Annotated in this window: 17 protein-coding genes; 15 read left to right on the forward strand and 2 right to left on the reverse strand. The window is 34.5% G+C overall.

Features of this window, described 5'->3' with window-relative positions; all coding sequences use genetic code 11:
- The first annotated feature begins 47 nt into the window (after positions 1–47).
- The 8 genes from hisH to Q5N74_RS04395 all read left to right on the forward strand — a co-directional run bounded on the left by hisH (position 48) and on the right by Q5N74_RS04395 (position 5607).
- Positions 48–629: an imidazole glycerol phosphate synthase subunit HisH gene (hisH, locus tag Q5N74_RS04360; protein WP_304387495.1), complete on the forward strand. Its 582-nt coding sequence runs from the start codon at positions 48–50 to the stop codon at positions 627–629.
- Positions 630–725: 96 nt separating this feature from the next.
- Entirely contained in the window at positions 726–1460 is a 735-nt protein-coding gene (gene hisA, locus Q5N74_RS04365) for a 1-(5-phosphoribosyl)-5-[(5-phosphoribosylamino)methylideneamino]imidazole-4-carboxamide isomerase (protein WP_304387496.1), read from the forward strand.
- 1 nt (position 1461) lies between these two features.
- Positions 1462–2217, forward strand: coding sequence for an imidazole glycerol phosphate synthase subunit HisF (hisF, locus tag Q5N74_RS04370; RefSeq protein ID WP_304387497.1), 756 nt, complete (start codon positions 1462–1464; stop codon positions 2215–2217).
- A gap of 95 nt (positions 2218–2312) precedes the next feature.
- Entirely contained in the window at positions 2313–2906 is a 594-nt protein-coding gene (gene hisIE, locus Q5N74_RS04375) for a bifunctional phosphoribosyl-AMP cyclohydrolase/phosphoribosyl-ATP diphosphatase HisIE (RefSeq protein WP_304387498.1), read from the forward strand.
- 114 nt (positions 2907–3020) lie between these two features.
- On the forward strand, positions 3021–3797 hold the full coding sequence (locus tag Q5N74_RS04380) for a tRNA pseudouridine(38-40) synthase TruA (protein WP_304387499.1): 777 nt from the start codon (positions 3021–3023) through the stop codon (positions 3795–3797).
- Positions 3798–3985: 188 nt separating this feature from the next.
- Positions 3986–4141 (forward strand): DUF1328 domain-containing protein, encoded by a 156-nt coding sequence (locus Q5N74_RS04385; RefSeq protein ID WP_304387500.1) that lies wholly within the window; start codon positions 3986–3988, stop codon positions 4139–4141.
- Between the two features lie 146 nt (positions 4142–4287).
- Positions 4288–4839: a hypothetical protein gene (locus Q5N74_RS04390; RefSeq protein ID WP_304387501.1), complete on the forward strand. Its 552-nt coding sequence runs from the start codon at positions 4288–4290 to the stop codon at positions 4837–4839.
- A gap of 90 nt (positions 4840–4929) precedes the next feature.
- Positions 4930–5607 carry a DUF2461 domain-containing protein gene (locus Q5N74_RS04395; RefSeq protein ID WP_304387502.1) on the forward strand — a complete coding sequence of 226 codons (678 nt, stop codon included), beginning with the start codon at positions 4930–4932 and terminating at the stop codon, positions 5605–5607.
- Here the strand turns inward: Q5N74_RS04395 and Q5N74_RS04400 are convergent.
- Positions 5600–6046 carry a hypothetical protein gene (locus Q5N74_RS04400; protein WP_304387503.1) on the reverse strand — a complete coding sequence of 149 codons (447 nt, stop codon included), beginning with the start codon at positions 6044–6046 and terminating at the stop codon, positions 5600–5602. The genes Q5N74_RS04395 and Q5N74_RS04400 overlap by 8 nt on opposite strands.
- An 8-nt stretch (positions 6047–6054) precedes the next feature.
- Complete coding sequence (locus Q5N74_RS04405) at positions 6055–6471, reverse strand: glyoxalase (RefSeq protein ID WP_304387504.1); 417 nt, start codon at positions 6469–6471, stop codon at positions 6055–6057.
- Positions 6472–6591: 120 nt separating this feature from the next.
- Here Q5N74_RS04405 and Q5N74_RS04410 point away from each other — a divergent pair, with 120 nt between their 5' ends.
- The 7 genes from Q5N74_RS04410 to Q5N74_RS04440 all read left to right on the forward strand — a co-directional run bounded on the left by Q5N74_RS04410 (position 6592) and on the right by Q5N74_RS04440 (position 14433).
- Positions 6592–7485, forward strand: a complete 894-nt coding sequence (locus tag Q5N74_RS04410; protein WP_304387505.1) for a DUF72 domain-containing protein — start codon at positions 6592–6594, stop codon at positions 7483–7485.
- Between the two features lie 8 nt (positions 7486–7493).
- Positions 7494–7880 carry an acyl-CoA thioesterase gene (locus tag Q5N74_RS04415; protein WP_304387506.1) on the forward strand — a complete coding sequence of 129 codons (387 nt, stop codon included), beginning with the start codon at positions 7494–7496 and terminating at the stop codon, positions 7878–7880.
- 229 nt (positions 7881–8109) lie between these two features.
- A complete protein-coding gene (gene leuC / locus Q5N74_RS04420) occupies positions 8110–9504 on the forward strand; it encodes a 3-isopropylmalate dehydratase large subunit (RefSeq protein WP_304387507.1) in 1395 nt (464 codons plus the stop codon).
- Positions 9505–9556: 52 nt separating this feature from the next.
- Entirely contained in the window at positions 9557–10153 is a 597-nt protein-coding gene (leuD, locus tag Q5N74_RS04425) for a 3-isopropylmalate dehydratase small subunit (RefSeq protein ID WP_304387508.1), read from the forward strand.
- The gene (locus Q5N74_RS04430; RefSeq protein WP_304387509.1) at positions 10154–11677 is read left to right on the forward strand and encodes an alpha-isopropylmalate synthase regulatory domain-containing protein; all 1524 of its coding nucleotides are present in this window, start codon (positions 10154–10156) and stop codon (positions 11675–11677) included.
- Between the two features lie 10 nt (positions 11678–11687).
- Positions 11688–12746 carry a 3-isopropylmalate dehydrogenase gene (gene leuB / locus Q5N74_RS04435; protein WP_304387510.1) on the forward strand — a complete coding sequence of 353 codons (1059 nt, stop codon included), beginning with the start codon at positions 11688–11690 and terminating at the stop codon, positions 12744–12746.
- A 76-nt stretch (positions 12747–12822) separates the two neighbouring features.
- Positions 12823–14433 (forward strand): alkaline phosphatase PhoX, encoded by a 1611-nt coding sequence (locus Q5N74_RS04440; RefSeq protein WP_304387511.1) that lies wholly within the window; start codon positions 12823–12825, stop codon positions 14431–14433.
- Position 14434: the final 1 nt, after the last annotated feature.

A 14434-nucleotide genomic window follows, 5' to 3' on the forward strand; every position in this document is an offset into this window, starting at 1 on the left:
TTAAAAAGTCTTTCACCTTCTAATATCGAACTTTTAATATCAAAAAATTGAAATTAGTTATTATAAATTACGGCGCAGGAAATATTAAAAGCATCCAATTTGCTTTTAAACGTTTGGGGGTTGATGCTGTTTTATCAAACAATCCAGAAGAAATTTTAGCAGCCGATAAAATTATTTTCCCAGGAGTAGGTGAGGCTAGCACTGCCATGGCGATGTTAAAAGAGACGGGGTTGGATACGCTTATCCCTAAATTAACGCAACCTGTTTTAGGTATTTGCCTAGGTATGCAACTACTATGTGAGTATACAGAAGAAGGAAATACAAAAGGCCTTGGTGTTTTTAAAACACAAGTTAAGCGCTTTGATAATGATGTAAAAGTGCCACATATGGGCTGGAATGTTATTAAAGATTTAAAATCGGAGTTGTTTAAAGGCATTAAAGAAAATGAGTATATGTATTTGGTGCATAGTTATTACGCTGAACATTGTGCCGAAACCATAGCTACAACAGATTATAGTATTAATTATGCTTCTGCATTACAGCATAATAACTTTTACGGGGTACAATTTCACCCAGAAAAGAGTAGTTTCGCAGGAGAAAAGATTTTAGAGAACTTTTTGAAGTTATAAAATCCATAAAAAAATGGCTTCTTCTATTACAGTAATTATAGCCATTATTAAGAATAAAAGTTTAATTAAAAAATTCCTCCTTTCACAGGAAATGATATGAGAATTATACCAGCCATAGATATTATAGACGGAAAATGTGTTCGCTTAACTAAAGGTGATTACAGCACAAAAAAGATATATAATGAAAATCCGCTTGAAGTTGCTAAAATGTTTGAAGATGCGGGCATTCAGTATTTACATTTAGTCGATTTAGATGGTGCGAAAGCAAAGCATATTGTAAACTATAAGGTTTTAGAACAAATATCATCAAAAACCAATCTTAAAATTGATTTTGGTGGTGGTTTAAAAACGAATGAAGATTTACATATAGCATTCAATTCTGGTGCAAAACAAGTAACAGGTGGAAGTATTGCTGTTAAAGATCCAGAAACTTTTGAAGGTTGGATTTCCAAATATGGTGCTGCTAAAATTATATTGGGAGCCGATAGTGATGATGGAAAAATATCCATAAGTGGGTGGATGGAGCAAAGTAAAGAAGAGGTTATCCCATTTATAAAAAGGTATCAAAAAAAGAGCATTCAATATGTTATTTGTACAGATATTTCTAAAGATGGTATGCTTGAAGGCCCGTCGGTTGATTTGTATAAACAAATAATTTCAGAATGCACCAATAGCAGTAATGGGCAATCTATTAAATTAATTGCTTCAGGCGGTATTTCAATAATAGACGAATTGCCTATCCTTAAAGAGTTAGGCTGTGAAGGTGTTATTATTGGAAAAGCTATTTACGAAAATAGAATTAGCTTAAAACAACTTGAAAAGTTCGTGTAATATGTTGACTAAAAGAATTATTCCTTGTTTAGATATTAAAAACGGTCGTACCGTAAAAGGTGTGAATTTTGTTGATTTACGTGATGCGGGAGATCCTGTAGAACTTGCTAAACAATACGCCAATGTTGGCGCCGATGAATTGGTGTTTCTTGATATTTCGGCCACTTTAGAGGCACGCGCCACTACTTTAGACATGGTAATTCGTGTTGCAGAGCAAGTAAATATTCCATTTACTGTAGGTGGTGGAATTTCGTCTATAGAACATGTAGATGCCTTGTTAAAATGTGGTGCCGATAAAGTTTCTATCAACTCATCCGCAGTGAAACGTCCGGATTTGGTTAATGAATTGGCTAACAAATTCGGAAGCCAATGCGTAGTTGTCGCCATTGATGCCAAACAAATTGATGGGAATTGGAAAGTGCATTTAGCAGGCGGAAGTATTCCCACCGATATGGATTTATTTGAATGGGCTAAAGAAGTTGAGCAACGTGGTGCCGGTGAAATTTTATTTACCTCGATGGATCATGATGGTACCAAGAATGGGTTTGCTAATGAGGCCTTAGCTAAATTGTCTGAATCTTTAAACATCCCTATTATTGCCTCAGGCGGTGCCGGTAATGTACTGCACTTTGTGGATACGTTTAAGGAAGGGAAAGCAGATGCTGCTTTAGCGGCCAGTGTATTTCATTTTGGTGAAATACCTATTCCAGATTTGAAAAAAGAATTAAAAGAACATCATATAGAAATACGCTTATAACGTCATTACGAAGAAAAATGACCAAGTAATTTCTTGAAAACGAATAAGATTGCCATAGTAAATGATTATTTGCTTTGTAATGACAATAGAAAATTATGGATATTAAATACGATACAAACGGACTCGTTCCAGCCATTATTCAAGATGCCACAACAAAAAACGTGTTGATGTTGGGCTACATGAATGCCGAAGCTTACCAAAAAACGATTGATACAAAACAAGTTACTTTTTTTAGTAGAAGTAAGCAGCGTCTATGGACAAAAGGTGAAGAAAGTGGGAACTTTTTAAACTTGGTTACTATTAAAAACGATTGCGATAATGATACGCTTTTACTTCAAGTAAACCCAGTAGGACCAACTTGTCATAAAGGTACCGATACCTGTTGGAGTGAGAAAAACAACTCGAATTACGGTTTCTTTTCAACTTTAGAAAACGTTATTACAGAACGGGTTGCAAATAAAGACACTCAAAAATCATATGTGGCCAGTTTGTTTTCAAAAGGCATAAATAAAGTAGCACAAAAAGTAGGCGAGGAGGCTGTGGAAACGGTTATTGAAGCGATGGATAACAATGATGAGTTGTTTTTATATGAATCGGCCGATTTACTTTTTCACTACTTAATGTTACTACAAGCCAAAGGTTTTACTTTAAAAGATATTGAAGCAGAGCTTAAAGGCAGACATAAATAAAAATCAAAACAAAAGGCTTTATACATTTCTAAAGCCTTTTTGTTTTAGGAATCGTTTACTTTTAAATTCCTTATCTATTTCTTTAGAAAATTTCTACACGCATAAATTTCATTGATGAAAAAATACTTTTACGTCATAACCGTACAATATTTAGGGTACCGTTTTCATGGTTGGCAAAAACAACCGAATGTAAAAACCTTGCATTTAATGGTAGATAGAACCTTGAATTTTGTGTTAGACGGTAAGTATTTTAAAAGCTTAAGTTCTGGTAGAACGGATGCCATGGTATCTGCGGAATGTGCTGCATTTGAGTTGTTTTTAGAAGAACCCTTAGAAGATCCAGATGCTTTTTTAAGTCTGTTCAATTATAATTTACCCCAAGATATTCGAGCAATTACCATTCGTGAAGTGGATGCTAAATTCAATATCATCAATCATTCAAAAATTAAAGAATACCTTTATTTATTCACCTACGGTGAAAAATGCCATCCGTTTTGTGCCCCTATTATGACGACCATTTTGGATGATCTGGATATTGATTTAATGAAACAAGGCGCTAAACTTTTTGAAGGTGCCCATTATTTTAAATCATATTGCTTTAAACCAACAGATCACGGTATTTACAATCGAGAGATAATTACCTGCGAATTAGTTGAAAACACCATCTACACCGCCAACTACTTCCCTGAAAAAACATACATACTTCGTGTTCGTGGTAAAGGTTTTATGAGAAACCAGATAAGACTTATGATGGGAACCCTTATAGATTTAGGTAGAGGCAAGCTAAGTTTGGATACCATAAAGCAAAGTTTAGAGCAAGACTGCTTTATTAAAATGACATATATAGCCCCTGCTTCTGGCTTAATTTTGAATAGTATAGAATTTTCTTAAACCACTAACTTTCTTTCAAACACTCAATTTAAACACTGATAATAAGTGTTTTACATGGTTTTTTATGTGAATTATACAAATTATTGCAAAAAACATGTAACAGCAAACCTTCCCTTTCTTCGCACCTTTGTAACATCAAACGAAGTTAAATCTTCAAAACTTAATATAAACCATTAAAATTTGAAACTATGTTACGTTGGACAATTACATTCGTTATTATAGCATTAATTGCTGGAGTGTTAGGTTTTTCAGGTATCGCTGGAGCTTCCGCTGGTATTGCGAGAATATGTTTCTTTATATTCCTTGTTCTTTTTCTTTTATCACTCTTAAAGGGTAGGAAATAAACAGGAATTACTATAAATCTTATAATAATGAAAAGCACATGTGTGTAGAAAAATTACAATTTTCACTCTGAAATAAAACGAGAAGAAATAGGGTGTAGTGCTCTTTCTTCAAAATAAATACTAATAATAATTTAAAATTAAATAAAATGAAAAATATAATGTACGCTTGTTTAATCTTGGTTGCTGGTAACGTTTGGGCACAAGATAAACCTAAAAATGTATCGGAAGAATCTACAATTAAAACAGTTAAAACCAATAATGGGTCTGAAATAACTGAGAAAAAAATTAAAGTCACAACACGAGAAGAACAAGATATAGAGTTCGCTCATAAGGATGAAAACAAAAGAGATAAGGATGTTGTTAACAGTCCTGTAAAAGTAAAAAGAACCATTGAAGTAGATGATGATAAGGGCAATTCATACGATTCTAAAACAGAAATATCTTATTATGAATTTAATGGAAATCAATACGGTTTTAGAAAAGTAGAAAATGGGTTTTCAGTATTAGTGAATGATACAGATACTCCAAATAGCTATGGTAACATTGTTAAATTTAATAGAGATAACCATTATTTATTTCAAAAAGGAAATGATACAGGTATTGGATATTTTAATGAAGACGGAAGTTTTACCATCGAGTTTTATGACAAAAATACTCAAACTGTAACCAGTCAAGAGTTTATTTTAATGCAGAAGTAATTAATGTAAGGGTTAATTAATTGATGTTTAAAAGCCCCGTTTTAACGGGGCTTTTTGTATTTTCGAACTTTATAAAGTTAATATAATAGCATGATTCCACAAATTCAGAAAGAAGCATTAGGTTTTTTTAAACGCTTAGAAAAAAACAATGATAGAGATTGGTTTAATGAGCATAAACCTGAATTCAAAGAATTAGAGAAAGACGTTAAAGCCTTTTATAATGCGGTTTTTAAAAAGATAGGTGAACACGATGAAGTCGATAAACTAAAAATATTCCGTATTTATCGTGATGTGCGTTTCTCAAAAAACAAGTTACCTTATAAAACCCATTTTGGTGGTTCATTCCATAGAACAAAGCCTAGGTTACGTGGTGGTTATTATTTACACATTCAACCCAATAATGAAAGTTTTATCGCTACAGGTTTCTGGGAACCAGTTTCGGCCGATTTACTACGCATTCGAAAAGAATTTGAAATGGACGACACTGAAATACGTGCCATTTTAAAAGATGAAAACTTTAAAAGTGTTTGGGGTGGTATTGTGGGTGATGAAGTAAAAACAGCTCCTAAAGGTTTTAGTAAAGAACATAAATCCATCGATTTAATACGAAAGAAGCAATATATTTTCACTAAGAAATACACAGATGCTCAAGTATTAAGTGAAGGCTTTTTTGACGATGTAAACCAGTCTTTTAAAGCCATTCGCCCATATTTTAATTATATGAGCGATGTGCTTACAACCGATTTAAATGGTGAATCTCTTATATAATTTCTGTAATAGTATATTTGTTTTGATTGAACTCAAAACTACTATTTACAGGTTTATTAATTAGTAATTGGCCAATAGGGGAGTTCACTGAAATAGCATAAAAAACAGCATCATCCAGTTCTATTTTCCCAATACTCGTGGAAATATAAAAATCCATCACATTCGTTTTTACGATACTGCCCAATATCACTTCTTGACTAACAATATTTGATTTTATGTTACTTAGATACTCTTTGGTTTTCTTAGCATCATTTAAGTAAGTCATGTTTTTTTCTAAGTCATTTAACAGTTTTCCGCTACCAGAATCGTCGCCTTCAGAGTTTCCTTTATCGTTACTCTCAATAGATTCTTTTATTAAATTAACTTCTTCTTTGTAATCACTAATGCGTTTATCAACACGTTCATTACAAATTTGCAATAGTTTCTGTTTTGTTGTCATTAAATTTTTCACACTGCTTTAAGCACTTCTGTCTGTTCAAAAAGTTGCACGTTACTAATTAATCGCTCTTTAACAATTTGCATCATGCGTTTATTTAAAGCTGAAGAATTTTGAATGTAAATTAGATATTCTTCCACAGTAAACAATCCTATCACCATGCCTTTTAATGAGTTACGAAACTTGATATCTCTATTTACAGCGCTTTCAATAAAATCTAAACGCTTCTCTAAAGTCAAATCATAAAACACCATTTTATGCTTAGCAATATAGTTTTTAAAAACTTCAATAAACAAATCATTTTGCAACTTTATTACAGGGCGAAGTACTAAATTTTGAAAGCGCTCGTCGTTACTCATATCGTCGCGAATGGTGGTACTAAGAATTTCAGGACGAATGCTTTTTAGATTAAATTGTCGTGTATTCATGGTTTAAGAGTTTTTATTAAAAGTATCAAATATTAAAACTTAATCTGTTTTGGAGGGTTTATAGTTGTTAACGGGGTTATTAACAACTATAAATTTTTATCTTTAAGCCAAAAAATAAAAATGAAGTTTGGAAGCGTAAATAACCCTGAAAATATAGATTTCACCTTACCTCCAGATCATTCAGAAACCCGTCGTGTTTTAAATAAATTTAAGGATGATAACATCCCCGAAGTATATGTTGGTTGTGCTAAATGGAACAGAGCCGATTTAAAAGGTTTTTATCCCAGAGGCACTAAAGATGAGTTGGTGTATTATTCCAGTCAGTTTAACTCTATAGAATTAAATGCGACCTTTTATAGAATTTTCCCTGCGGATCAGTTTGCTTCTTGGTATGACAAAACACCTGCTAATTTTAAGTTTTTCCCAAAACTAAATCAAGAAATTAGCCATTGGAAGCGCTTGCAAGAAACGAAAGAGGTAGTAGAACATTATTTGTATAATGCTTCTAATTTAAAAGAAAAATTAGGCACTATATTTTTACAAATGAATGATAATTTCGCACCTAAATATTTTGATAGAGTTATTAAATTTGTGGAAGAATGGCCTAAAGAAATACCATTAGCCATGGAGTTTAGACATACTAATTGGTACAACGATGCTTCCATTGCACCAGATTTATATCAACTTTTAGAAGCAAACAACATTTCAAATATCATTGTAGATTCTGCCGGAAGGCGCGATATTATGCACATGCGGTTAACCAATGCTACGGCCTTTGTACGTTATGTGGGCGCAAACCATGCCAGCGATTACAACCGGTTGGATGCTTGGATTGAGCGATTGAAAGATTGGAAAGAACAAGGTGTTAAAGAAATAGATTTTTTTATTCATCAAAACATTGAAAAAGAATCACCATTACTTTCAGCATATTTTATAAAAAAGCTGAATACGGAATTGGGCTACCATTTAGTTATTCCCAATGATGACACAAACGGACAACAAACATTATTATAAATAAAATTATGAGATTTCACACCAGAAAATGGGTAAAACCAGAAGATTTAAATGCTAACGGCACCTTGTTTGGAGGTAGACTATTAGAATGGATTGATGAAGAAGCGGCGCTTTATACCATCATTCAATTAGAAAACCCAAAAGTAGTTACCAAGTACATAAGTGAAATAGATTTTAAAGCATCGGCAAAACAAGGCGATATCATTGAAATTGGCATTGATGTTGTGACATTTGGAAAAGCATCTATAACCCTTAGTTGTGAGGTTAGAAATAAAATGACCAGAGAAACTATTATCACCATTTCAAACATTGTTATGGTAAATGTAGGACCCGACGGGAAGGCAAAACCGCACGGAAAAACTCAAATTGAATTCGTTGTAGACCGGTTAAAGTAATATTGATTCATAATTGCTTCAAAATTCATAACCTATCCTGCTATTCTATTAAAATATCATCGATTTTTTATGTTTCCATTAATAATACTATAAAAATAAATGGAGAAGGCTCTTAAAACTTGTGATATGCTTAATAAAAAGAGCAGTTTTTCCTAACTTTGTAAGCCTTTTGCTAAACCAAAATTATTAGCAAAAAATTCACAAAGATTTAAATTAAATTAGATAGAATATGAGCAAAACATTGTTTGATAAAGTATGGGATTCGCATGTTGTAAGACAAATTGAAGGAGGACCTGATGTATTCTTTATAGATCGTCATTTTATTCATGAAGTTACAAGTCCTGTAGCATTTCTTGGGTTAAAAAGTCGCGGTTTAAAAGTATTATATCCAGAGCGTACATTTGCAACGGCAGACCATAACACACCAACAATTAACCAACATTTACCAGTTGAAGACCCGTTATCTGCTAAGCAATTAAAAGCCTTAGAAGATAATTCAAATGAATATGGCATTAGCCACTGGGGTCTTGGTCACCAAAAAAATGGTATTGTACACGTTGTAGGACCAGAAAACGGTATTACATTCCCAGGAGCAACTATTGTTTGTGGAGATTCACATACATCTACGCATGGTGCTTTTGGTGCTATTGCATTTGGTATTGGTACATCGGAAGTTGAAATGGTATTATCTACACAATGTATCATGCAACCAAAACCTAAGAAAATGCGAATTAACGTTAATGGGCAGTTAGGAAAAGGTGTGACGCCTAAAGATGTTGCTTTATATGTTATCGCTCAATTATCTACATCGGGCGCTACAGGTTATTTTGTAGAATATGCAGGTGATGTATTTGAAAATATGACTATGGAAGGCCGTATGACTGTTTGTAACTTATCTATCGAGATGGGTGCACGTGGTGGTATGATTGCTCCAGATGAAACGACGTTTGCATACTTAAAAGGTAAACCATTATCACTTAAAGGTGATGCTTGGGATACAGCGGTTGCACACTGGAAAACATTAAAAACCGATGCAGATTCTGTATTTGATAAAGAATTAACATTCGCTGCAAGCGATATCGAACCAATGATTACCTACGGAACCAATCCGGGTATGGGTATGGGGATTTCTAAAAACATTCCAACGGCTGAAGCTGTAGAAGGTGGTGTTGCAACTTATAAAAAGTCTTTAGACTATATGGGTTACAATGAAAATGAATCTATGATTGGTAAAAAGATCGATTATGTATTTTTAGGAAGTTGTACAAATGGTAGAATTGAAGATTTCCGCGCATTTGCTTCTATTATAAAAGGTAAGAAAAAAGCAGACCACGTTACGGCTTGGTTAGTTCCAGGATCTCACGAAGTAGAAGCTTTAATTACTGAAGAAGGTATTTTAGACATTATACATGAAGCTGGATTTGTTTTAAGACAACCAGGTTGTTCAGCATGTTTAGCGATGAATGACGATAAGGTTCCTGCTGGTAAGTACGCTGTAAGTACGTCAAACAGAAATTTTGAAGGACGCCAAGGACCTGGTTCTAGAACTTTATTAGCGAGTCCGTTAGTAGCTGCTGCTGCTGCTGTTACAGGTGTTGTTACAGATCCAAGAGACTTATTATAATCATTGACTTTATAAACAAATCAACGATTAAATCAAAAAATACAATAGAAAAATGGCATACGATAAATTCAATATATTAACTAGTACAGCGGTTCCATTACCATTAGAAAATGTGGATACCGATCAAATTATACCAGCACGTTTCTTAAAAGCAACAAAACGTGAAGGTTTTGGTGATAACTTATTCCGTGATTGGAGATACAATAACGACGATTCACCAAAAGAAAGTTTCGTACTAAACAACCCTATTTACACAGGTAAAATTTTAGTAGGAGGTAAAAACTTTGGTTCAGGTTCTTCTAGAGAGCATGCAGCATGGGCGGTTTACGATTATGGTTTCCGTTGTGTGGTATCTAGTTTCTTTGCAGATATTTTTAGAAACAACTGTTTAAATGTAGGTGTATTACCAGTGCAAGTAAGTGCTGAATTCTCTGAACTGATTTTTAACGCCATTTACGACGATCCGAAAACGGAAATCGAAGTAAATCTTGAAAATCAAACCATTACTATTCTTTCAACGGGAGCTCAAGAATCTTTTGAAATCAATAGTTATAAGAAAGAAAACATGCTTAATGGTTTTGATGATATAGATTATTTACAAAACATAAAAGGGGATATTGAAACATTTGCAAACGGCTTACTACTGTAAATGACTCCAAAACATATTGAAATAATGGATACGACATTGCGCGATGGTGAACAAACCTCGGGCGTGTCGTTTTCAGCTTCAGAAAAACTTACTATTGCTAAACTTTTACTTGAAGAATTAAAAGTAAATAGAATAGAAATTGCCTCGGCACGTGTGTCTGAAGGTGAGTTTCAAGCAGTGAAAAGTGTCACTAATTGGGCAAAAGAAAATAAGTATCTGGACCAAGTTGAAGTTTTAACTTTTGTGGACAAAGGAGTCTCTATCCATTGGATGATTGAAGCAGGAGCTAAAGTTCAAAATCTATTAACTAAAGGTTCATTAAATCATTTAACATATCAGTTAAAAAAGACTCCTAATCAGCACTTTGAGGAAATATCAGAAACTATTTCTTTAGCTAAAGAAAATGGGATAAGAACCAATGTGTATTTAGAAGATTGGAGTAATGGTATGCGTAATTCTAAAGACTATGTTTTTGAGTTTTTAGCATTTTTAGCCACCCAATCTGTAGAGCGTATTATGCTTCCAGATACATTGGGGGTTTTAACGCCAACAGAATCTTTTGAGTTTTTAAAAGAAATTAAAGATACCTACCCGAATTTACACTTCGATTTTCACGCACATAATGATTATGATTTAGGTGTTGCCAATGTGATGGCAGCTTTAAATGCGGGAGCAGATGGTTTGCATTTAACCGTAAATGGCATGGGCGAGCGTGCAGGAAATGCACCTATGGCTAGTACGATTGCAGTTATAAACGATTTTATGCCTAACATACAAGTTGGGGTTAATGAAAAGGTTTTATATACGGTAAGCAAACTGGTTGAAAACTTTTCAGGTATTATGATTCCTGCAAACAAACCTATTATTGGAGCCAATGTGTTTACGCAAACGGCTGGAATTCATGCCGATGGTGATAATAAAAAGAACCTATATTTTAGCGATTTAATGCCAGAACGTTTTGGTAGAACGCGAAAATATGCTTTAGGAAAATCATCTGGAAAAGCCAATATTCAAAAGAATTTACAAGAATTAGGTCTGTCTCTTAATGATGAAGATTTAAAGAAAGTAACCCAACGTATTATTGAATTGGGTGATAAAAAAGAAGTAGTTACTAAAGAAGATTTACCATACATCATTTCCGATGTTTTGGATAGCTATTCTTATGAAGAAAAGGTAAAAGTGATTGCGTATGTATTAACGCATGCCAAAGGTTTAAAACCTTCAACCACGGTATCTCTTTCCATAAATGGCGAAGTTTTCGAACAAAATGCACAAGGTGACGGGCAGTTTGATGCTTTTATGAATGCTCTTAGAAGCATTTATATCAGTAAAAAAACAGTACTGCCAGATTTGATTGATTATGCCGTGAGAATACCTCCTGGTAGTCATTCCGATGCGTTGTGTGAAACTATTATAACCTGGAAAAGTCCAGAAAAAGAATTTAAAACACGTGGTTTAGACTCCGATCAAACGGTGTCTGCAATTAAGGCCACAGAAAAAATGTTGAATATTATTACTAATTAAGATTATAAATATGAAATTTAATATAGCAGTATTAGCTGGTGACGGGATTGGACCTGAAGTCATGGAGCAAGCACAAAAAGTGAGTGAAGCAGTTGCTCAAAAATTTGGACATGAAATAACTTGGAAACCAGCATTAACTGGTGCCGCTGCCATTGATGCAGTTGGAGAACCTTACCCAGATTCTACACATCAAGTTTGTTTAGCTTCAGATGCTGTTTTATTTGGCGCTATTGGTCTTCCTCGTTTTGATAATGACCCTTCTGCAAAAGTTCGTCCAGAAAATGGTTTACTTCAAATGCGTAAACAACTTGGCTTATTTGCTAATTTACGACCAACATTTACGTTTCCGTCGTTATTAGATAAATCACCTTTAAAAAAGGAACGTATTGAAGGAACAGATTTAGTGTTTTTACGCGAGTTAACTGGTGGTATCTATTTTGGAGAAAAGGGTAGAAGAGACGGTGGAGAAACTGCTTTCGATAACTGTGTTTATACACGTATGGAAGTACAACGTTTGGCTAAAAAAGGTTTTGAATTAGCAATGACACGTTCTAATAGATTGTGTTGTGTTGATAAGGCTAACGTTATGGAAACATCTCGTTTGTGGAGAGAAACAGTTCAGGCTATGGAAAAAGATTATCCAGAAGTTACTGTTTCTTATGAATTGGTTGATGCTGTAGCGATGCGTTTGGTGCAATGGCCTAACACTTACGATGTATTGATTACTGAAAACTTATTTGGTGATATATTAACGGATGAAGCGTCTGTTATTTCAGGATCTATGGGATTAATGCCATCGGCATCTATGGGGTCTGATATTGCTTTATTCGAACCTATTCACGGGTCGTATCCACAAGCAACAGGATTGAATATTGCTAACCCAATGGCTATGGTTTTATCGGCAGCAATGATGTTCGAAATTGCTTTTAATTTACCTGAGGAAGGGAAAGTAATTAGAGATGCTGTTAACAAAGCATTAGCTGAAGGTATTGTTACTGAAGATTTAGCCGATGGAGGAAAAGCATACGGTACTAAAGAAGTAGGTGACTGGTTAGCTGCAAATATCTAAATAATAACGATTTAATTATCGACTATATAAAAGGATTCAGTAAATTTATACTGAATCCTTTTTTTTATACCATAAAATGAAAGTACAATTACTCGGTTTATTCTGCGCTTTTTCCTTTTATTCCTTTTCACAAAGTATGGGCGATTTTACCTCGGTAACGCCTATAAGTCGTACTGAAAATTTTGTGATTCCATCCACACACATCTTTCAAAAAATAATAGAAGTTGATGATGCCCTTACGGAAGGTGGCGTTTTAGCCGGAAATCCTGATTTTACAGGGTACGTACCTATAACAGGAAGTAGTACGGCAGGTTATTTAAGTATTAATTCAGAAACCTACCCGGGAGGTGTCGCAGTTTTAGATATAAATTTTAATGCCACGTCAAAACTTTGGAACACCAGCGCATCTCAAGCCATTGATTTTTCACCAGTAGCAGGAACTGCAGCTAATTGTTCTGGAACCGTGACTCCATGGGGAACCATTATAAGCTCTGAAGAATTATCGGCATCCTTCGACTTTAATAGCGATCTCTATTCAGATTTTGGTTGGAATGTAGAAATTGACCCGGCTACGAAAACCATTGTTAATAATCAAAAACTCTGGGCCATGGGAAATTTTTCTCATGAAAATGTGGCCATTCATTCGAATCATAGAACGGTATATCAAGGGGCTGATGTTATTGAATCTGGCAAAGTGGGCTATCTCTATAAGTTTATTGCGACCAATGCACAAGATTTAAGTGATGGATTACTATATGTGTACAAAGGTTCTAAAAACGGAACTGGAAGTTGGATCCTTTTACCAAACAGTAGTAAAACAGACCGAAATAACACGTATAGTAGGAGTGGAGCAGACCCCGATCTTACAGATAGTGATACCGATTATGCAGATGCTACCGAATTTAATGGCATTGAAGATGTTGAAATAGGTCCTGATGGTTGGGTCTATTTTGCTGTAAAAGGAGCCCCAGACCATCGCGTTTACCGTTTTCAAGATTCAGATGTGTTAGAAACTACAGCGTCTACCATAACTATGGAAACCTTTGTAGGCAATACAGATGCCAACCAAAATATAACCTACACTATTAATGATGGTGCAACAACCACAGCTGTTGCTTGGGGCAGTGGCAATGATAATTTAGCTTTTGATGGTGACGGTAATTTATGGGTATTGCAAGATGGTGATAACCATTACATATGGGTCGTAAAAGCGGGACATACTCAGGCGAATCCCTTAGTCGAGTTGTTTGGTACCACGCCTATAGGTTCCGAGCCTACGGGCATCACGTTTACACCCGATTATAAATATTTGTTCATGTCCATACAACATCCCGATTCTGGAAATGTAGCCAACCAAATAGATGCCGCTGGAAAAACAACGCATTTTGATAAAGGCACGGTATTGGTTATTGCCCGCAATGAACATTTAGGATCTTCTTTATCGGTTGCTGGCTTACCTGAAAATGCATTAAAGTTGTTTCCAAACCCTTTAAAACAGGATAAACAGCTTACTATTAAAGGGCATCACATTCAAAACATGAAGCTGTATTCGATTCTTGGTGAAGTGCTTCTAGATATGGATTACACATCTGTAAATCAAGTACATTTAGACCTTAAAAATATAGCTACTGGTATTTATTCAGTTAAAATAAATAACCAAGAAACGTCTAAATTGATTGTAAACTAAA

Source organism: Mariniflexile sp. AS56 (assembly GCF_030552475.1).
In the GTDB taxonomy this organism is placed as follows: domain Bacteria; phylum Bacteroidota; class Bacteroidia; order Flavobacteriales; family Flavobacteriaceae; genus Mariniflexile.